The following is a 19458-nucleotide window of genomic DNA, read 5'->3' as shown; positions in this document are numbered from 1 at the left end:
ACAAAATCATGCACCATCAAGGGCCGATGGCTCAACGATGCAGCACAACCCTTCATCGAGAATGAAGGCCGCTGGTCTCACCACATGCGCATACTCCTGGCCGAAGACGACACCATGATTGGCGAAGTCGTGCTCGACACCCTGCGGGCCGAAGGCTACGCGGTCGATTGGGTCAAGGACGGCGCCATGGCCGACACGGCCCTGGCGACGACGGATTACGACATGATGGTGCTGGACCTGGGCCTGCCCAGGAAAGAAGGCCTGGAGGTGCTGCGCAGCCTGCGCGCGCACCAGAGCCGCCTGCCCGTCTTGATCACCACGGCGCGTGATGCGGTGGCCCAGCGTGTTGCGGGCCTGGATGCCGGTGCAGACGACTACCTGGTCAAACCGTACGATCTGGAGGAGCTGCTGGCCCGTGTGCGCGCACTGGTGCGACGTGCGGCAGGACGGGCAGAACCTGTCTACGCCTGGGGCGACGTCCGCATCACGCCGGCGACCCGCGAAGTCACCCTGGCCGGGCGCCCCGTGGCGCTGTCGGCTCGCGAATGGGCGGTTCTGGAACCCCTGCTGGCCCGTCCTGGCCGCATTTTGTCGCGCGCGCAGCTGGAGGAAAAGCTCTACGCCTGGCGTGACGACGTGAGCAGCAACGCGGTCGAGGTGTACATCCACGGCGTGCGCAAAAAGCTTGGTGCCGACTTGATCCAGAACGTGCGCGGCCTCGGCTACCTCGTTCCCGTGCAGGAGCCCGGCAGTGGCTCCTGACGGCAGCCATTCCCGGCCGATGCCAGGCCCACCCCCTGCAGGTTCGGCAGGGCCTGACACCTTGGAATCCTCACCGGAACCTTCGCTGCGCAGGCAGCTCACGGTGTTCATCCTGCTCGCGGTAGTGGCGGTCGCCCTTGTCCAGGCCTCGATCATTTACCGCACATCGCGCAGCGAAGCCGAAGCCGTCTTCGATGCACAGATGGAACGCGTTGCCTTATCCCTCACCGGCAGCCTGGCCGCGGCGGTGATGGGGGGCATTCCCCTGGATAGCGACAAGCGCATGCAGGAGTTCATCGTTCAGGTCTGGCGCGCCGATGGCACCATGCTCTATCGATCGCCGTCCACACGGCTGTTGCCACCACAAGCAGTGCTGGGCTTCAGCACCACCCGTGTGGACAGCACAGACTACCGCGTGTACGCCCTGCAAACGCCGTTGCAGGTGGTGCAGGTGGCCCAGGCCACAGCCTCACGCCGCGAGATGGCGGGTCAGCTTGCCGTGCGCGCCATCCTGCCGGTGGTGGCACTGGCACCATTACTGATGCTGATCGTCTGGTGGGTCATCGCGCGGGCCATGGCGCCCGTCGAACGCGTGCGCGCGCAAATGTCCATGCGCCGCCCCGACGATCTGGCACCTCTGCCCCGCGAAGGTCTACCGTCTGAGCTGCAGCCGCTGATCGCGGAGATGAACGACCTGCTGTCACGCCTGGGCGCGGCGTGGGAAGCCTTGCAGCATTTCACCGCCGACGCGGCGCATGAGTTGCGTTCGCCCCTGGCCGCACTGCGCCTGCAGGCGCAATCGTTGCAGCGTGCGGAAGACCCTCAAACGCGGCGCATCGCAACCGAGAGGCTGCTGTCCGGTATCGATCGCGCGACGCGGCTCATTGAGCAGCTTCTCGACTTGGCACGCGTGGAAGGCAGCAATGTGCAGGCAGCGCCCGACACACCTTTGAATCTGACAGCGCTTGCCGCCGGGGTGGTTCAGGAGCAATGGCCAGACGCCCGGTCGCGCGGCATCGAGCTGGCGTTGATACCGGCTGCCGGCCAGGCTGCGGATGATCTCTGGATCATGGGGCACGCTGACGCGCTGGCAATCCTGCTGCGGAACCTGCTGGAGAATGCCTTGCGGCACACACCCGCCAGCGGACATATTCATGTACGGGTGACGCGCGAAGCCGATGCCGTGATCCAGACGCGCTCGCCGGTGCTGCTGACCGTCGAAGACTCCGGTCCCGGCATCCCGGTGCCAGATAGGCAGCGCGCGCTGGATCGCTTCTACCGGGTTCCCGGCACGGCAGGTCACGGCAGTGGCATCGGCCTGGCCATCGTGCATGCCATCGCGCTGCGCCATGGTGCCGCGTTGCGGCTGGACGAATCGCCAGAGCTTGGCGGCCTGCGCGTCACCACGGCCTTTCCGCCCAAGGCCTGACTGGGGGCCTGCATTCAAATCTTAAGCGCCGTCTAAGTGTCCAGTGCCACAGTCCTTCGCATCGGCCCATGCAGGGCAACTGATCATGAGGAATGCACATGAACACCTTTGAACTGCGATCGAAGAAGCTGGCGGCCGCCTTGTTGGCGGCGGGGATTCTGGGGGGTGTGGGAGCCACAGTGCTCAGCCACACGGTCGGGCATGCTCAGGCGCCCGCTGCCAGCCCCTCGGTTGCCTCGCCGCACCTTGAAGCACCGCTCAACCAAACGCTGCCCAGCTTTTCTGAAATTACGGCACGCAATGGCCCTGCCGTCGTCAACATCAGCACCAGTGGTATTCAGAAGGTGTCGGACGGTGGCGATGAGGCGCTCGCCCAGGGACTCGACAACCCTCTCAATGACTTCTTCCGTCAGTTCGGCCTGCCGCCCGGCATGTTCCAGAGAGCGCCCGGCGGTGAGCTTCGCCAGGCACCTGTGCGCGGGCAGGGCTCGGGCTTCATCGTCAGCCCCGACGGTTTGATTTTGACCAACGCCCATGTCGTGCGCGACGCACAGACGGTGGCAGTCAAGCTGACGGACCGGCGCGAGTTCGCCGCCCGCGTTCTCGGTGCCGACCCGAAAACCGACATAGCGGTGCTCAAGATCCAAGCACACAGCCTTCCCACGGTGACGCTGGGCAGCAGTAAGAGCCTGCAGGTCGGCGAGTGGGTGCTCGCCATCGGGTCACCATTCGGCTTTGAGAACAGCGTGACCGCCGGTGTGGTCAGCGCCAAAGGCCGCTCGCTTCCGGACGACAGCGCGGTGCCGTTCATCCAGACCGACGTGGCGGTCAACCCCGGCAATTCGGGCGGGCCCCTGTTCAACGCTCGTGGCGAGGTGGTGGGCATCAACTCGCAGATATACAGCCGCTCGGGCGGATACCAGGGTGTGTCGTTTGCGATTCCCATCGAGCTGGCCAGCCGCATCAAGGATCAGATCGTCGCCACGGGCAAAGTGGAGCACGCGCGTCTGGGCGTCACGGTACAGGAGGTCAATCAGGCCTTCGCCGACTCCTTCAAACTACCGCGACCCGAGGGTGCGCTGGTCGCCAACGTTGAGCAAGGCAGCACCGCCGAGCGCGCCGGGCTGAAATCGGGTGATGTGATCCTGCGCGCCAACGGCCAGGCCATCGTTGCCGCAGGTGACCTGCCGGCACAGGTCAGCATGGCCAAGCCAGGCGACAAACTGTCGCTGGATATCTGGCGTCAGGGACATGCCGAGCAGATCGTCGCCACCTTGGGTGGGGCCAAGGACAAGGCCGAGCGGGTGGCTGACGCGGGCAATGTTGACAAAGGCAAGCTCGGCCTTTCCCTGCGGCCACTGGCGCCGCAGGAGAAGCAGGCAGCCCATGTGGACGCAGGCCTGCTGGTCGAGCGGGCCAGCGGCGCCGCTGCGCTGGCCGGCGTGCAGCCTGGCGATGTGCTGCTCGCCATCAACGGTACGCCCGCGAACAGCGTCGAGCAGATACGGAACGTGGTGTCTAAAGCTGAGAAATCGGTCGCCCTACTCATCGAGCGCGATGGCGAACGCATCTTCGTGCCGGTGCCGATGGGATGAGGCCAGAGCACTCTCGTGAGTGCGACGCCATGCCTTCGGCACACAGGCGGCGCCCCTCTCTCCCAGCGACTCGGCCATTCTATGGACACGGATCGACCAAATCGGCCCCTAAGAACGTGTTCACGATCTTCTGAGCAATAGAGCCAAGAATGCCAGGTGGACGAACTGCAAGCTGGTGTTAAGCCAGCGCTCGCAGTTCTTCCACAGCCGCCGGTTCTTGTCCAACCACGCAAAGTTGCGCTCGACGATCCAGCGCTTGGGCATGACTTTGAAGGCGTGCATCTCGCTCCTCTTGGCGATCTGCACCGTTACGTGATCACCCAGAATCTCTTGTACGCCCTGCGCAAAGGGCTGGCCCACGTAGCCGTTGTCGCACAGCACACTTTGCACTCGTCCCAGGCAGGGCTTGCAGCGCTTGAGTGCTTGCAATGCCCCTTTGCGGTCCGTCACCTCGGCCGTCGTCACCGCCACCGCGTGCGGCAAGCCATGGGTGTCCACCGCAATATGGCGCTTGATGCCCGAGACCTTCTTGCCCGCGTCATAGTCCTTCAGGCCCGCCGTGTCTGTGTTCTTCACACTCTGCGCGTCGATGATCAAGAACGCGCTGCATGCGTTGCGCCCCTGTCTCTCTCGGGCCGCGCCAACCTGATTTTTTTAAGGCCCGCTCCAGCAGGCTGACGCCCTGCTCATCGGGCTGGCTCCATTGGGCAAAGTACGAGTGCACTGTGCGCCACTTGGGAAAGTCGCTGGGCAGTGCCCGCCACTGGCAGCCCGTGCGCAGCAGGTACAACACCGCGCACCACACTTCGTACAAGTCAACGGTGCGCGGCTTGGTCTTCTTGCGCGCACCCTCCAGCAAGGGCTTGATGATCTCGAATTGCTCGCGGCTCGTGTCGCTGGGGTATTTCTTGCTTCGCACCAACCAATTGTCAGGGCAAGAGCAAAGATCATGAACACGTTCTAACAGCTCCTGAAAGAGCAAGTCATGGGCTGGAGCCAGAAAGAAAAAACCGCAACGAACACTCGCTGCGGTTTTTTTATTTTTTACAAGTGCCGACTGCCAGAATTCGAAAAATCTTTAGCAACTAAGCACTTGCAAGTTTTGTATGGCGGAGAGGGCGGGATTCGAACCCGCGGTGGGGATTAGCCCACACACGCTTTCCAGGCGTGCGACTTAAACCGCTCATCCACCTCTCCGAAGCCTTTTATTATAGCAGTGCTTTAACACTCCTGAACAATTCGGCAGATAAATGAGCTCAGTCGTCATCTCTCTGCTTTTGAAGGTGTTGCGCCACATCAGGCACAAAAAAACCCACTTCTTAGAGTGGGTTTTTTTAGTGTTGGCGGAAACGGAGGGAGATTGAGACCTAGCAACGACGCGGCTTGCAAGCGTTTCTAAGCATGCCGTAGGCCATACCGTAGGCCATCAAATTTGACCGCCTTGGCGGGCCGATTTGACGCCTTGCCGGGCCTGTTAACGGGGGCATCTTCTCGCAAATTCAGGAGAGACAAACCCGTCAAATCCCGACACTCCATGAACGCCGAGAACCGGGCGCAAGCCCGCGCCAGGCCTTGCGCGGGATGGCGGCGGCACAGCCGACGAAATCAACACATGAAGCGGGCAGGCGCGGCGGGGTCTCGACGGCGCGCCGCGGGTCATGGTGGGGTCGGGCGGGCGCCGGCCGGGGCGCGGGGCCAGCAGGAGGGGGGCGCCGGGCGGGCCGCAGGGGCAGGCAGGGGCGCAGGCAAGGGGCGGGGGTGGGCACGAAAAAGCCCGCGCTTGGGCGGGCTTGTGGGGCGGCGGCGGGCGGGGGCTACGCGGGCAGGTCTTCCAGCACGTAGGGCTTGAACGCGCAGGCCGGCACGCCGGCCCAGGTGTTGATGGCGTGGGCCATGGTGGCCTGCAGGGGCGCGATCTCATTGCGGGCGAAGACCTTGGCCGCCTTCTCAACGTCGCCGAAGCCGCCCACGTTGTTGGGCAGCATGCCCATGAGCTGCGGCGGCACCCGGTGCACGGCCAGCACATCGTCGCGGCTGGCGTTCTTGATGTTCAGGAAGTCATCCTTGGCGGCCACCTCGCTGATGGGGATGAGCTGGATGCCCTCCTTCTTGCCGCCGGGCGCGTAATAGAACAGGTTGCGGAAGTTGCCCGTGCCCTTGGTCTTGGTCAGCTGTTCGCGCATCTTGTCGATGTCGCCCTGCGCCTGGGCCGCATCGGTCACATACAGGATGAAGCCCGCGTGGCTGCCGTTGTTGTAGTAGCGGCGGCGGAACAGCGTGGCCGATTCGTTGAGCAGCGCGGACTGCAGCGCGCCCAGGTACGGCGGCAGGCCGTACACCTCCTGGTGAATGTCCTGCTCGCGCAGGTGGAACACATCGTTGCGGGGGAATTCGTGGGGGCTCTGCATGTCCGTCACGAAGAAGTAGCGGCCGGGCTCCACGCCGCGGCGCACGTACTTGCCCAGCGCGTGGCGCAGCTCCAGCAGGTTGCCAAGCCGGTTGCGGCGGCGCTCCAAATAGCCATTGCCCAGCACCATGAAGTCCAGCGCCAGGGCGCGGAACGACTCTGCACTGAGCCACTGCGACGGCACGAAGGTGCTGGCCAGCACGTTGATCTTGAAGCGCAGCGCGGATTCGTGGTGCGCGCCCACGCGCAGCAGCCGGGCCAGCGCGGCCAGGCTCACTGGCGGCTCGTACCAGTCGCCAGACTGCAGGCACTCCGCGTACTCCAGCAGCGCAGACCGGCCACCGATGACGGGCTCGGGCTCGCCCAGGTCGAAGGTGAACGACTGGGCGGCGGGAGATTCCGTGATGGGATCCGCGGGCGGGACGTGGGGCGCGGTCACTGCTGCCTGCGCGGAATAGTGCCGGGCCTGTGCGGGTGTGCGGCGTGTGCGTTTGGTCATGGCTATTCAGAGATTTCAAGAAAAGACTGCCCCTGCACCGTGGCCAGGCCGGTGCCGACTTCCAGGGGCTCATTGCTGATCGCGTTCATGCAGGCCCAGGCCAGGTCAGAGTGGCCGGTTTCCTCGCTGCGGCCGGCGGCGTAGGTCACGCTGCGCCCACTGGCCGTCAGCTCGCGCTTGATGGCCATGAAGCTGCTGGCCAGTTCCTTGTTGACGGCGTCGAACTCCAGCCGGCCCGCGTTGATGACCTGCTGCGCCTTGAGCACCAGCATGGTCTTGGTCTCCACGCTGTAGTTGATGCCGCGCGCGGCCGGGTAGAACTTCTGCACCAACTGGAACACGCCCTGCCCTATGCCCGTGGTGTCCAACGTCATGGCCACCACGTTGTAGCGCTGTGTGATTTCCTTGATCGCCTTCGCCTGCGCCTCAAAGTCCATGCCCTTGAACTGCTGGGTATGCAGCACGCGCAGTTGCCCGCCGGGCTTGGTCGGCGGGGCCAGCACCACCAGGCCGGCGCTGTCGCCCGTGTGGCTGGGGTCATAGCCGACCCACACCGGCATCCACGGGCACCGAAGGCGCCTTGAAGGCCGACTGCTGACACCGCCGCCGCACCCTACAACGCAACTACCGCAACCCATATCCGCGAGAGATCCATCCATGAAAAACGCAACCCGCCTGCTGTTCAACCAGTAGGCTTCCCGGCCGCCACGCTCGACATGCGCGGCGCGCGCCTCCACATCGACCTGGGCCGCGCGGCCACTGCCGAGGAAATCGGCCGCATCGCCCACGTGGTGCGCGCCACCGTGCCCGCCCACGTGCAGTTCTGGCGCGTGTTCCATGGCTACGACCGGCGCCCCGTGCGCATGGACGGCCCCCAGCGGCTCGACCAAGGCCTGCTCGATGACGACTCGGGCGTGTGGCACAGCGTGGAGACGGGCGAGCCCGTCAAGGCCAGCTTCGGGGCGATACACCGCGGCGGCACCACCGCCGCCGCAGGCCAGCCGCTGGGCCTGTGCACTGCCGCGCACGTGGCGCGCGTCACGCGCCGCGACAAGCCAGTGCTCGACTCCTGGCGCCTCGACTCGCGCGTGCGGGCCGTCGAATTCGGCGGCATGGGAGTGCTGCGAACCAGCGAAGCGCCCGCCTACGAGCGCGTCGCCTGCGAGAACGGGGCGCTCGGCGTCATCGACGTGGCCGAAACCGCATGGATCGCACCGCGGTCCGAAGTGGCCACCACCACCCGCGCCGCGCAAGAACTTCCGCCCGCACTGCCCCAGCCGCAGAGCTGGGCCGGCACCTGGGGCGCCAACCGCTGGCGTCCCGTATTCATCGAATCGAAATCTACGGAGAGCACCTGAATGGCAACCCTTCAAGACGATGGACGCATTGCCCTGGCCGTCGCCATGGCCGCGCAGCCCGTGCACCTGGCCTGGGGCCGGGGCCTGCCGGCGTGGGATGCGCAGCCCGAGCCAGAGCCCATCGACGCCACCGGCCTGATAGACGAAGTGGGCCGCCGCCTGGCCACCTTCGTCGGCTTCGTGCAACCCGACCCGGCCGGCGAGGTGGAGCTGCCCAGCGGCAGCAAGTACACCGTCGTGGCCGGCCCCACGCGCTGGCTCTACGTACGCGTTGTCTTCAACTTCGCCGACGCGGACGGCGAGACGCTGCGCGAGCTGGGCATCTTCTTCGGCTCCCAGCCCGTGGCGGGCCTGCCCGTGGGGCAGCGCTACTTCACGCCAGACCAGGTGGCCGCGCCCGGCCGGCTCTACACGCTGGAGCGCGTGCCGGCATTCCAGCGCAACGGCGCCGTGCGCCAGACCTACGAATACGTGCTGCCCTTCTAAGGGCCGGTAAGCCATGACGACAGCCAACCCAAACGCCATTTACGACCGCTTCGACCCGGCGAAAAACTACGACCGCATCCGGTGGCGCGCAGACAAGGTACTGCAGAGCGCCGAGGTGAACGAGCTGGAAAGCGCGCTGCACGCCCGCCTGCGCGGCGTGGCCGACATGCTGATGAAGGAAGGCTCCATCGTCAGCGGCGCCGGCATCGTGGTCAACCACAGCACGGGCGCGACCACATGCGAGGCCGGCGCGCTCTACGTGGCCGGCTGCGTGCGCGGCGTGCCGCCTGCGCAACTCGCCATCGCAACCGTGGGCGTGGTGTACGTGGGCGTCTACATGACGCGCGACCTCATCACCGAACTGGAAGACCCCGAACTGCTGAATCCCGCCAAAGGGACCGATGGTTTCCGGGAGCCCGGCGCCGCCCGCGAGCGCGTGCAGCTCGCATGGGGCATCGGCGCCAGCGGCCAGGCCGGCGACTTCTTTCCCGTCTGGACCGTGGAAGACGGATGGGTGCGGCCAAAGGAGCCGCCACCCAACATCGACGCCGTCACCCAGGCCCTGGAGCGCTACGACCGCGACAGCGCAGGCGGCACCTACATCGTGCGCGGCATGGAGCTGCGCCAGGCGGCGGACCTGCCCACGGGCGAGCAGGTCTACAACCTGGCCGAAGGCGCGGCACGCATCGGCGGCCGCGCGCTGGAGCTGCCCAGCGGCCGGCGCCTCGTGTTCAACGCCCAGCCCGACCTGCAGTGGGTGGACTCCGAGCCGCACCTGTCCACCACAGACGGCGCGCAGCGCATCGCCTTTGACCGCTGGCCCATGGTGGGCGCGCCCCAGGTGCGCGCCATCCGCCGGCGCACCGTCGATGTGGTGCACGGCGGCTTCGTGGGCGCCGCCGATCCGCTGCCCGACAACAGCGTGCAGCAGATCGAGCTGATCCAGCAAGGCGCGGTCCAGTTCGCGCCCACTGACGATTTCAAGCTCACGGCCGGGCAAGTGGACTGGAGCCCGGACGGCGCAGAGCCCGCGCCCGGCAGCACCTACAAGGTGACCTATCTCTACATGGCCGTGGTGGAGCCCACTGATGTGGACGCGCGCGGCCTGACCGTGGAGGGCGCCGTCGCAGGCACCACCGTGATGCTGTCCTACCACAACGCGCTGCGCCGTATCGACCGGCTCACCCTCGACCGCGAAGGCACATTCGCCTGGGTGCGCGGCGTGCCCGCACCCTGGATTCCACTGGCGCCCCAGGTGCCCACAAGCGTGCTGGCCATCGCAAGCGTCTACCAGAGCTGGGACGATCAGCGCCGCGTCACCATGGACGGCGTGCGCATGATGCCCATGGACGAAGCCGCCGACCTGCGCGAGGACAACCGCCGCATGCGCATGGACTTGGCAGAAATCCGCCTCGCTGTGGACATTGCGGGCCGCTACTCGGGCATCAAGCGCGGGCAGTTCGCAGACCCCATGCTGTCCAACGACATGCGCGACGCGGGCCAGCCGCAGACCGGGCTGATCGTGGGCGGCGCGCTGCGCCTGCCCATCGCCATCGCCGTGCACCAGATCGGCCTGAGCCTGACCGCCCGCCAAAGCCCGGCCTACACGCACCGCACTGCCCTGTCACAGCCGGCGCGCACGGGTTCGATGCTGGTCAACCCCTACAGCGCGTTCGACCCGCTGCCCAGGGCCGCCACGCTCACGCCTGCGGTGGACCGCTGGACCGACGTGAACGACACGCTGGGCGCGCCCACCCGCATGGCGGCCTGGTACAGCGGCAAAGGCGACAAGAAGGTGGTCAAGCAAACCACCGAGCAGCTTGAATTCCTGCGCGAGATCGACGTGCGCTTCGACCTCGACTTCGGCCCCGGCGAGAGCCTGCAGTCGCTCACCTTCGACGGCATGGCGATGGAGGCGCAGCCGCTGCCGGGCGGAACGCTGGTGGCCGACGCCACGGGCCGCCTGAGCGGCACGTTCGCCGTGCCGGCCGGCGTGCCCGCAGGCACCAAGGCGGTGGAGTTTCGCGGCACGGGCGGCAGCAGGGCCTCTACCCTGTTCACGGGCCAAGGCGAGCGCATCGACCGCGAGCTGTCGCAAATCATCTACTTCGTGGCCGCGCCGGTAGATCCGCTGGCGCAGACCTTCATGCTCGATGCGCCCGAGCACTGCACGGGTGTCGAGCTGCATTTCACGGCCGTGGGCGCCACGGGTGCGCTGGTGCAGCTGCGCGAGGCCGACAACGGTGCCCCCACGCCGCGCGTGCTGGCCCAAGTGCGGCTGCAGCCGGCCGCCATCAAGACGGACGGCACGCCCACGCTCGCGCAATGGAGCCCTGTCGTTTTGCAGCCCGGCCGCGAATACGCCGTCGTCGTGCTCTCCGACGACGACACCACCGCGCTCGCCGTGGCCCAGCTCGGCGGCTGGGACGAAACCGCCAAGCGCTGGGTGACCAGCCAGCCCTACCAGGTGGGCGTGCTGCTCTCCAGCTCCAACGCCAGCACATGGACGGCCCACCAGGACATGGACATGGCATTCCGCCTGGTTGCCGCCGACTACACCGAGCACGAGCGCGTCATCGACCTGGGCACAGTCAACGTGGCGGACGCCACCGACCTGTGCGTGCAGGCCTTCGCACACCAGCCCAGCGCGGCGGCCGTGGCCGTGTTCGAGATGGCCGCCACCGGCATCGCACACACCGTGCAGGCCGCCGCCGGCCAGGTGGTGGAGCTGCCCTCGCGCTACACCGGCCCGGTCAGCGTCAAGGCCCGGCTGCGCGGCGATGCCCGTTTCGCCGCCGTGCTGGAGCCCGGCCTGCAGCTGGTGGTGGGTTCGCTGCAAGACGATGGCGACTACATCACGCCCATGCTCGGCGCGGGCGGCATGGTCACCGTGCGCGCCACGCTGGAGGCCTACCTGCCCGCCGGCACGTCGCTGACCGTTCAGGCCCTGGCCGACGCGCCCGGCGCCGCGTGGACGGACGTGCCGTATCTGTCGTCAAGCGCCATGACGGCCGGCGTCATGGAGCTGACCTACGAGCTGCAACAGTTCGCGGCCGAACGCCTGCGCCTGCGCGTGGCAATGCATGGCGGGTTCAGCGCCAGGCCCTGGGCCGCAAACCTGCGCGCGGTGGTGCTGTGATGGTGGATGACCGCACACCGGGCATGGGCCTTTCCATGCCGCACCCCGACAACAAGCTGGAACAGGACGTGCTGCGCCTGCGCGACGCCTTGTCCGCGCTCGACAGCGCGTGCACGGCGCTGACGAACAGCATGCTCAGCAAGGTGGAAGCCAGTGAGCTGGCAGCGGCGATTGCGGGCCTGCAAGGGAGCATCGGCAGAGGTGGCAATGCAGGCGGGCCCGCTAGCGGCGACCAGACCGGCAGAGCGACACCACCGGATACGACACCAACGCTGGGCAAAACAAATTCCAAGGCTGGGAGTATCAGCGGGGGCGGCGATTCGACCATGGGCGTAGGAGGCAAGAGTTCCGCGGGAACAGCTGCTGCAGAGCCTGGGGGCGGGTACGGCGCCGGAGGCGGCGCAGGTCGCGGCAACGGCGCCTTCTACCGCGGCGCGAACGGTTCCGGCGGTTTCATCCGCATCGAGGAATACTGACCATGCAGCGTTTCGCACGAGTCGAAAGGGGCATGGCCGACAACGTGGTGGAGGCCGAGCAGCAACCCGATGGATGGCTGCCCTGCGGCGATGCCTCGCCGGGGTGGCTGTACGACGATCTGACCGGGGTTTTCAGTCCGCCGCAGCCGCCGCAGCCAGAGGTGCCCGAGTCCATTACCCGCGCCCAAGGCAAGGCCGCGCTGATCCGCGCCGGCATGTGGCCGGCGGTACAGGGCTTTGTTGCGGGCATCGCAGACCCCATCGAGCAGGCCCTTGCAGAAGTGGCGCTGAACGACACGCTGACATGGCGGCGTGACTCGCCGTTCCTGAACCAGGCAGCGGTGGCGCTGGGACTCACCACCGAGCAGATGGACGCGCTGTTCATCGACGCCAAGGGCATCGAGCTATGACGTGGCTGCTGAACATCGCCATCGCCATCGACCAGCTCGCCAACGCGCTGCTGGCCGGCGCGCCCGACGAAACCCTCTCCAGCCGCGCCCACCGCATGCGCGTAAAGGGGCACCGCTACTGGGAGTGGACGGCCGGCGCCATCGACCGCCTGTTCTTCTGGCAGGCAAGCCACTGCGAGGCCGCCTACCTGTCCGAGCTGCGGCGGCTGCAGCAGCCGCCATCCCTTCGCACCTGATCCACCACAACACCGGAGAAACCACTTCATGGCTACCGCACCTTTTCACCACGGCATCCGCGTCACGGAAGTGAGCGACGGGATCAATGCCATCCGCATCGTGTCCACCGCCGTGATCGGCCTTGTGGCGACGGCCAGCGACGCCGACGCGGCCACGTTCCCGCTGAACCGCCCCGTGCTGGTCACGAAGATCGACGCGGCCATCGGCAAGGCCGGCACCAAGGGCACGCTGGCGCCGGCACTCGATGCCATCAAGAATCAATGCCGACCCGTGCTCGTCGTCGTGCGCGTGCCCGATGGCGAGGGCATCACCGAAGAAGACCGCCTGGCAGACCAGGACGCCAAGGTGATCGGCACCACCGTGGGCAACCAGTACACCGGCATGCAAGCGCTGCTGGCGGCGCAGGGCACGCTGGGCGTCAAGCCGCGCATCCTGGGCACGCCGGGTCTCGACAGCCAGGCCGTCACCGATGCGATGGCCGCAGTCGCCTACAAGCTCAAGGGCTTCACCTACGCGCAGGCCATCGGCGACAACGTGGGCGAGGCGCAGGCCTACCGCGACCACTTCGGCCAGCGCGAGCTGATGATGCTGTGGCCCGGCTGGAAGGCGTTCGACGTGAACGCCGCAGCCGTGCGCGACGTGTCAGCCGTGGCCTATGCCCTGGGCCTGCGCGCCAAGATCGACCAGGAACAGGGCTGGCACAAGACGCTCTCCAACGTGCCGCTCTCGGGCGTGCTGGGCATCAGCCGCGACGTGCACTGGGATCTGCAGAGCCCGGACACCGAGGCCGGCATCCTCAACCAAGCCGGCATCACCACGCTGATCCAGAGCCAGGGGCACCGCTACTGGGGTTCGCGCACGTGCACCAGCGAGCCGAACTTCGTTTTTGAAAGCGCAGTGCGCACCGCCCAGGTGCTGGGCGACACCATGGCCGAGTCCCACTTCTGGGCCGTGGACAAGCCCATGCACCCCAGCCTGGTGAAAGACATTCTGGAGGGCATCAACGCCAAGTTCCGCGAACTCAAGGCCCTGGGCTACATCCTCGACGGCAAGGCCTGGTACGACGAAAGCGTGAACGAAACCGCCACGCTCAAGGCCGGCAAGCTGCTGCTGGACTACGACTTCACGCCTGTGCCGCCCCTGGAAGACCTGGGTTTTCGCCAGCGCATCACCGACCGCTACTTCGCCGACTTCGCACTGCGCGTAGGCACCGGCCAGTAAGCACCCCACACACCGAACCAACAGGAGAAACACACCATGGGTCTGCCCCGCTCCCTGAAACACTTCGCCACATTCGTTGATGGCATCTCGTATGTCGGCGAGATGCCCGAGGTGGGCCTGCCGAAGCTCACACGCAAGATGGAAAAGTACCGCGCGGGCGGTATGAACGGCGAGGCTGCACTCGACTTCGGCATGGAAGCGCTGGAAGCCGAACTGACCGCCGCCGGCTACATGAAAGACCTCTTCGACACCTGGGGTGCGCAGCGGCATGACGCCGTGTTGCTGCGCTTCGCGGGCGCGCTGCAGGGCGACGACAGCGAAGGCGTGGACTCGCTTGAAGTCGTGATGCGCGGTCGCTTCTCCGAAATCGACCCCGGCAAGGCCAAGGCCGGCGACAAGACAGAGCTGAAGTTCAAGATGGCCGTGAGCTACTACAAGCTGTCCATCAACGGTCAGGTGCAGCTCGAAATCGACTGCGTGAACTTCATCGAAGTGGTCAACGGTGTTGACCGCCTGGCCCAGGTGCGCGCCGCGCTGGGCATCTAACGCATCCCCTCATCAACTTCCATCCGTAAACCACCATGAAAGAAATCAAGGAACCCATCACGGCCGAACAGGCCGGCGCCGCTTCAGCCGCAGTGCAAAACCACGACGTGCGCGAAGTCACCCTCGACGTGCCGATCAAGCGCCCCAATGGCGATCTGTGCAAGGTGCTGGTGCGCAAGCCCAACTCGGGCGCGCTGCGCGGCCTCTCGCTTGTGGAGCTGCTGCAGATGAACACCACGGCACTGCAAACCATCCTGCCGCGCATCACCGAGCCCATGATCCACAAGCAGGAGATGCACATGGTTGACCCGGCCGACCTTGTGGCGCTGGGAACGGAGGTGGCCGGTTTTTTGGTGCCGAAGGCACAGAGGGAGGTGTTCCCGAGCGAGTAGAGGACGCCATGGCCGACCTGGCCCTGGTGTTCCATTGGCGGCCCGCGGACATGGAAGACATGACGCTGGCCGAGCTGATGCAGTGGCGCGAGCGAGCCCGCGAGCGCTACGGCAAGCAGGAGTGAGCCACCCCTGCGACGCCCCGATTCGGACTGTGCAACAATGAACCATGCTTACCGCCATCGCCCTTGCCCTGCTCGCCATCGTGGTGCTGTGGGGCGCCTGCGTCCTGCTGCTGCCCGCAGGCCTGCTGGCCTGGGCACGCTCGGGCACCAAGGCCGATCTGGAGCGCGCCGAGCAGCAGCTCGCGCAGTCCGATGCGCTGCTCTCACAGGCCCAGGCACTGCAGGCCCGCGCCAACGCCGGCCGCTCGCGCCCGCTGCGCGGCATCTAACCCCAAGCCACGCCACCACCGCAGGCCATGGAGGCATCCATGGCCGCTGACAGCATGCGCCTGCGTGTGGTGCTTGACGTGGTGGACCGCGTGCTGGGGCCGCTCAAGCGCATCAGCGCGGGCAGCAACGATGCTGCCAAGGCACTCAAGGCCACCCGCGACCGCCTCAAGGAACTGAACCAACAACAGGCCATGGTGGGCGACTGGCGCACCATGCGCGCCGGCCTTGCCGACACCGCCGACAAGCTGGCCCAGGCGCAGGGCCGCGTGGCGCAGCTCGCGCGCAACCTGCAGGCAGCAGGGCCGCCCACACGGGCCATGGCGCGGGAGTTCGCCTCCGCCAAACGCGAGGCGGCCGGCCTGGGCCAGCAGCACGAACGCCAAGCGCGACAGGTGCAGGAGCTGCGCGACAAGCTGCAGGCCGCGGGCATCAGCACGCGCGGCCTCTCCAACCATGAGCGCGAGCTGCGCTCCAACATCAACGCCACCACTGCGGAAATCACCCGGCAGAACGCCGCCCTGCGCACCCAGGCCGACCAGCAGCGGCAACTGGCCGCGCTGCGCGAAAAGCACGCACGCACCATGCTGCACACCGGCATGGCGGCTGGCGTGGGCGCGGCCATGCAGGCCACGGGCCGGCGCGGCGTGCAGGTGGGCATGGGGCCGGTAACCGACTTCGCAAAGCACCAGGACCACATGCTGGGCATCGCCCGCCAGGTAGAAGGCGCCCGCGACGATGCCGGCAACCTCACGCCCGTCTACCGCGCCATCGAGGAACAGATACGCGGCCTGAGCCACCGCATTCCGTTGGCCACCACCGCCATCACAGACATGGTGACGGCCGCGGCGCGCATGGAAGTGCCGACCGACCGCTTGGGCGAATTCACGCTCATGGCCTCGGAGATTGCGACCGCCTTCGACGCCGTGCCCGACCAAATCACAGAGTCCATGGGCAAGGTGGCGAAGAACTTCAAGATCCCGCTGACCGACATTCGCAGCCTTGCGGACTCCATCAACTACCTCGATGACAACGCCATCAGCAAGGGCGGCGACATCATCGACTTTCTGAACCGAACCAGCGGCGTGGTGTCCACGGTGGCCATGAAGGCGCAGGACGCTGCCGCGCTCGGCTCCACGCTGCTGACGCTGGGCGAGCGTGCCGAAACTGCGGGCACCGCGGCAAACGCCATCGTGCAGAAGTTCGCCGCCGCGACCAAGGGAACCAAGAAGTTCCAGGCCGCCATGGCGGAAATCGGGCTGTCGCCTGATGCTGTGCAAAAGGGCATGTCTACCGACGCCATGGGAACCATCCTCAAGGTGGTGGAGGCCATCCGCAAGCTGCCGGAGCACAAGCGCACGGGTGTAATGGTGGAGCTGGCCGGCATGGAGCACAGCGACACCCTCGCCAAGCTGGTGGACAAGCCCGAGGAACTGCAGCGGCAGCTCAACCTGGCCAACAGCCAAAGGGCCCAGGGATCCATGGCGCGCGAGGCCGCGGCGCGCAACGCCAACCTGTCGGCTCAGTGGCAGTTGACCAGCAACCGGGCGTTCAACCTGAGTTCTGCATTGGGCGAAGCGCTGGAGCCCGCGTTGCTGCGCCTGCTGCATGCCATCAATCCGCTGATCGAGGGCGTGAGCGCATTTGTGCAGGAGAACAAGACGCTGGTGGGCTGGCTGCTGGGCGCATTCCTGGCGGTGTCCGCGCTGCTGGTGGGCCTGGGTGCCCTGCTGGTGCCGTTGGCGTTGCTGGCAGGCAAGGCCATGCTGGTACGGTTCCTGTTCCAGTGGCTGGTGGTGTCCATGTTCGGCGCACGCGCCGCTGCCGGCGCAGCGGCCGGGGGCATGGGCCTGCTCTACCGCGCGGGCTTCATTGCAGGCCGGGCCTTCGCATTGCTACGCGGTGCCGCCGCGTGGCTGCTGGCCGGTCTGCGAGTGCTCGCCGTGTTCCTGATCGCCAACCCCATCGTCGCCGCGTTCGCGCTGCTGGCGGTCGCTGCCTACATGGTGTGGCGCAACTGGGACGGCATCAAGGGCGGGTTGCTGGCCATCTGGCGCCAGCTCTCGGACACCGCCGGCGCGCTGTGGGATCGCGCAGCGGCGGGCGCCGCATCGCTGTGGCAAACCCTGGTGAGCGCCAAGCAACAGTTCTTCCAGGCTGGCTCCGACTTGCTGCAGGGCCTGGTGGACGGCATCACCAGCCGCGCCCTGGCAGTACGCGACGCGGTGGTGGGCGTGGCCGATGCCGTGGGCGGCTGGTTCCGCGAGAAGCTGGGCATCAACTCACCATCGCGCGTGTTCATGCAGTACGGCGGCTGGATCGCCGAGGGCGCGGCCATCGGCATGCAGGGCGGCCAGGGCGCCGTGCGCACCGCGGCGCTCACGCTGGCCACCGCTGCCACGGCGGCGGCGCCAGGCATGGCCGGTGCGGGCCCCGTGCGCGTCGACAGCCGGCCGCCGCTGTCGGCCGCGGCGCTGGCGGGTGCGCCCGCGCCTGCGGCGGCCGGCAATACCTACCAAATCACCATCCACGCCGCGCCGGGCATGGACGCCCAGGCCCTGGCACGCGCCGTCACGGCCGAGCTGGACCGCCGCGAGCGCGCCAAGCGCTCGCGCGTGCTGTCGCAGCTTGCGGACATTGACTGAGAGGGAGCGCAACCATGCTCATGAGCCTGGGCCAATTCGTGTTTGGCCTCGACACCCTGGCGTTCGACACGCTGCGCCGGCAAAGCGCGTGGCGCCACCCCAGCAATTCGCGCGTGGGCGCGCGGCCGGCGCGGCAGTCGGTGGGGCCTGGCGACGACACCATCACCCTGTCGGGCGTGCTGGCGCCAGAGTTCAAGGGCACGGCGCTTTCGCTGCGCACGCTGCGCGACATGGCCGACAGTGGCAAGGCCTGGGCGCTGGTGTCCGGCGCGGGCGACGTGTTCGGCGCATGGGTCATCGAGAACCTGTCGGAAACGGGAACCCATTTCATAGCGCATGGCAGGCCCCGACGCATCGAGTTTGAGCTGCAGCTTGCCCATGTGGATGACCACCAGGCCGAGGGTGCGGGTGGCGTAGACCCGTGGCCCGATGACGACTACTGGGAGTGGTGGCTGTGACGGAATACGCCTATGCCACGCCCGCGTTTGAGCTGACGGTGGCCGGGCGCAACATCACGCGAACGGTGAACGCGCGGCTGATCCAGCTCACCCTGGCAGAGTCGCGCGGCGATGAGGCCGACCAACTCGACATTGAGCTGGACGACAGCGACGGCCGCATGGCCATTCCGAGCAAGGGCGAAGAAATCACCCTGCGTCTGGGCTGGGCCGGCGGCCGGCTGGTGGACAAGGGCACCTTCGAGGTGGACGAAATCGAGTACAGCGGAGCGCCCGACCGCATCAGCATCCGCGCCAGATCAGCCGAAATGAAGCGCCAGCTACGCACGCGCACCGAGCACAGCTACCACGACACCACCCTGGGCGAGATCGTGCGGGCCATCGCCGCGCGAAACGGGCTGCAGGCCAAAGTGGACACCACGCTGGCCGGCGTGCGTGTGGCACACATCGACCAGACGCACGAGAGCGACCTGCACTTCGCCACGCGCCTGGCCAAGCAGTACGACGCCGTGTGCACCGTGAAGAAGGGGCGCCTGGCCTTCATCCCCATCAACGGCAGCAGGAATGCGGCCGGCGTGGAGCTGGAGGGTTGGACACTGACCCGCGCAGACGGCGACCAGCACCGCTACCACACAGCCGAGCGCAACGCCTACAGCGGCGTGCGCGCCTCCTGGCACGATGCCGCACGCGCCGAGAAGCGCAGCGTGCTGGTGGGCACTGAGGACAACGAAAAGCGCCTGAAGGACACCTACGGCAGCGAAGCCGACGCCCTGGCCGCCGCGCGCGCGGAAATGGGCCGCATCAAGCGCGGCAAAGCCACCATGGAGCTGACGTTGGCCCTGGGCCAGCCCGAGCTGATGCCGCAGACGCCCCTGCGGCTCAAGGGATTCAAGCCGCAGATAGACGCCACGCCGTGGCTGGTGGTCAAGATTGCGCACACGCTTGCGGAGGGTGGGTTCACATCACGACTGGAGCTGGAGACAGGTAAGGAAACTTAGGTTCTGGACAC

19 protein-coding genes, 1 tRNA gene and 1 pseudogene are annotated in these 19458 nt (G+C 66.9%); 17 read left to right on the top strand and 4 right to left on the bottom strand.

What is annotated here, in order from left to right:
- Positions 1 to 84 precede the first annotated feature (84 nt).
- The 3 genes from BP68_RS17860 (at position 85) to BP68_RS17850 (ending at position 3786) form a co-directional block, all read left to right on the top strand.
- Positions 85 to 762: a response regulator gene (locus BP68_RS17860; protein WP_496374267.1), complete on the top strand. Its 678-nt coding sequence runs from the start codon at positions 85 to 87 to the stop codon at positions 760 to 762.
- 61 nt (positions 763 to 823) lie between these two features.
- Complete coding sequence (locus BP68_RS17855) at positions 824 to 2191, top strand: ATP-binding protein (RefSeq protein ID WP_496374265.1); 1368 nt, start codon at positions 824 to 826, stop codon at positions 2189 to 2191.
- A gap of 98 nt (positions 2192 to 2289) precedes the next feature.
- A complete protein-coding gene (locus BP68_RS17850; protein ID WP_496374263.1) occupies positions 2290 to 3786 on the top strand; it encodes a Do family serine endopeptidase in 1497 nt (498 codons plus the stop codon).
- A 120-nt stretch (positions 3787 to 3906) separates the two neighbouring features.
- Here the strand turns inward: BP68_RS17850 and BP68_RS17845 are convergent.
- The 4 genes and pseudogenes from BP68_RS17845 to BP68_RS17830 all read right to left on the bottom strand — a co-directional run.
- Positions 3907 to 4705, bottom strand: a protein-coding gene (locus BP68_RS17845) for an IS5 family transposase (RefSeq protein WP_496374323.1) whose coding sequence is annotated in 2 segments (ribosomal slippage) — positions 3907 to 4435 and positions 4434 to 4705 — 801 coding nt in all. Because the reading frame shifts where the segments join, the coding sequence is not laid out codon by codon here.
- 188 nt (positions 4706 to 4893) lie between these two features.
- Positions 4894 to 4983 (bottom strand) — tRNA-Ser (locus BP68_RS17840).
- Between the two features lie 617 nt (positions 4984 to 5600).
- Positions 5601 to 6692: a phage portal protein gene (locus BP68_RS17835; protein ID WP_496374261.1), complete on the bottom strand. Its 1092-nt coding sequence runs from the start codon at positions 6690 to 6692 to the stop codon at positions 5601 to 5603.
- 2 nt (positions 6693 to 6694) lie between these two features.
- Positions 6695 to 7246 (bottom strand): annotated as a pseudogene (locus tag BP68_RS17830) (phage terminase large subunit family protein); the annotation flags it as partial.
- Between the two features lie 162 nt (positions 7247 to 7408).
- Between BP68_RS17830 and BP68_RS17825 the strand changes: the two are divergent.
- The 14 genes from BP68_RS17825 to BP68_RS17760 are packed head-to-tail and all read left to right on the top strand — an operon-like array spanning position 7409 to position 19447.
- Positions 7409 to 8050 (top strand): hypothetical protein, encoded by a 642-nt coding sequence (locus BP68_RS17825; protein WP_496374259.1) that lies wholly within the window; start codon positions 7409 to 7411, stop codon positions 8048 to 8050.
- On the top strand, positions 8051 to 8536 hold the full coding sequence (locus BP68_RS17820; RefSeq protein ID WP_496374257.1) for a BW3TFN family phage tail fiber component: 486 nt from the start codon (positions 8051 to 8053) through the stop codon (positions 8534 to 8536). It abuts the gene before it with no gap.
- Positions 8537 to 8549: 13 nt separating this feature from the next.
- Positions 8550 to 11675: a DUF4815 domain-containing protein gene (locus BP68_RS17815; RefSeq protein ID WP_496374255.1), complete on the top strand. Its 3126-nt coding sequence runs from the start codon at positions 8550 to 8552 to the stop codon at positions 11673 to 11675.
- Positions 11675 to 12151 carry a hypothetical protein gene (locus BP68_RS17810; protein ID WP_496374253.1) on the top strand — a complete coding sequence of 159 codons (477 nt, stop codon included), beginning with the start codon at positions 11675 to 11677 and terminating at the stop codon, positions 12149 to 12151. Before BP68_RS17815 ends, BP68_RS17810 begins: the two co-directional genes overlap by 1 nt.
- A 2-nt stretch (positions 12152 to 12153) precedes the next feature.
- Positions 12154 to 12561: a hypothetical protein gene (locus tag BP68_RS17805; protein WP_496374251.1), complete on the top strand. Its 408-nt coding sequence runs from the start codon at positions 12154 to 12156 to the stop codon at positions 12559 to 12561.
- On the top strand, positions 12558 to 12797 hold the full coding sequence (locus BP68_RS17800; protein WP_496374249.1) for a hypothetical protein: 240 nt from the start codon (positions 12558 to 12560) through the stop codon (positions 12795 to 12797). Before BP68_RS17805 ends, BP68_RS17800 begins: the two co-directional genes overlap by 4 nt.
- A 28-nt stretch (positions 12798 to 12825) precedes the next feature.
- On the top strand, positions 12826 to 14019 hold the full coding sequence (locus BP68_RS17795) for a phage tail sheath subtilisin-like domain-containing protein (protein ID WP_496374247.1): 1194 nt from the start codon (positions 12826 to 12828) through the stop codon (positions 14017 to 14019).
- Between the two features lie 36 nt (positions 14020 to 14055).
- Positions 14056 to 14565 carry a phage major tail tube protein gene (locus tag BP68_RS17790; RefSeq protein ID WP_496374245.1) on the top strand — a complete coding sequence of 170 codons (510 nt, stop codon included), beginning with the start codon at positions 14056 to 14058 and terminating at the stop codon, positions 14563 to 14565.
- Positions 14566 to 14600: 35 nt separating this feature from the next.
- Entirely contained in the window at positions 14601 to 14957 is a 357-nt protein-coding gene (locus tag BP68_RS17785) for a phage tail assembly protein (RefSeq protein ID WP_496374243.1), read from the top strand.
- A gap of 8 nt (positions 14958 to 14965) precedes the next feature.
- Complete coding sequence (locus BP68_RS17780; RefSeq protein WP_496374241.1) at positions 14966 to 15082, top strand: GpE family phage tail protein; 117 nt, start codon at positions 14966 to 14968, stop codon at positions 15080 to 15082.
- A gap of 44 nt (positions 15083 to 15126) precedes the next feature.
- The gene (locus BP68_RS17775) at positions 15127 to 15351 is read left to right on the top strand and encodes a hypothetical protein (RefSeq protein ID WP_496374239.1); all 225 of its coding nucleotides are present in this window, start codon (positions 15127 to 15129) and stop codon (positions 15349 to 15351) included.
- A 39-nt stretch (positions 15352 to 15390) separates the two neighbouring features.
- Positions 15391 to 17994: a phage tail tape measure protein gene (locus BP68_RS17770; protein WP_496374237.1), complete on the top strand. Its 2604-nt coding sequence runs from the start codon at positions 15391 to 15393 to the stop codon at positions 17992 to 17994.
- 14 nt (positions 17995 to 18008) lie between these two features.
- Positions 18009 to 18452 (top strand): phage tail protein, encoded by a 444-nt coding sequence (locus BP68_RS17765; protein WP_496374235.1) that lies wholly within the window; start codon positions 18009 to 18011, stop codon positions 18450 to 18452.
- Positions 18449 to 19447, top strand: a complete 999-nt coding sequence (locus tag BP68_RS17760; RefSeq protein ID WP_496374233.1) for a contractile injection system protein, VgrG/Pvc8 family — start codon at positions 18449 to 18451, stop codon at positions 19445 to 19447. The genes BP68_RS17765 and BP68_RS17760 overlap by 4 nt, the downstream gene beginning before the upstream one ends.
- Positions 19448 to 19458 lie beyond the last annotated feature (11 nt).

This window comes from Diaphorobacter oryzae DSM 22780 (genome assembly GCF_059568935.1).
Note: the sequence above shows the minus strand (reverse complement) of the source record. Positions and strands in the feature narration are given on the sequence as shown.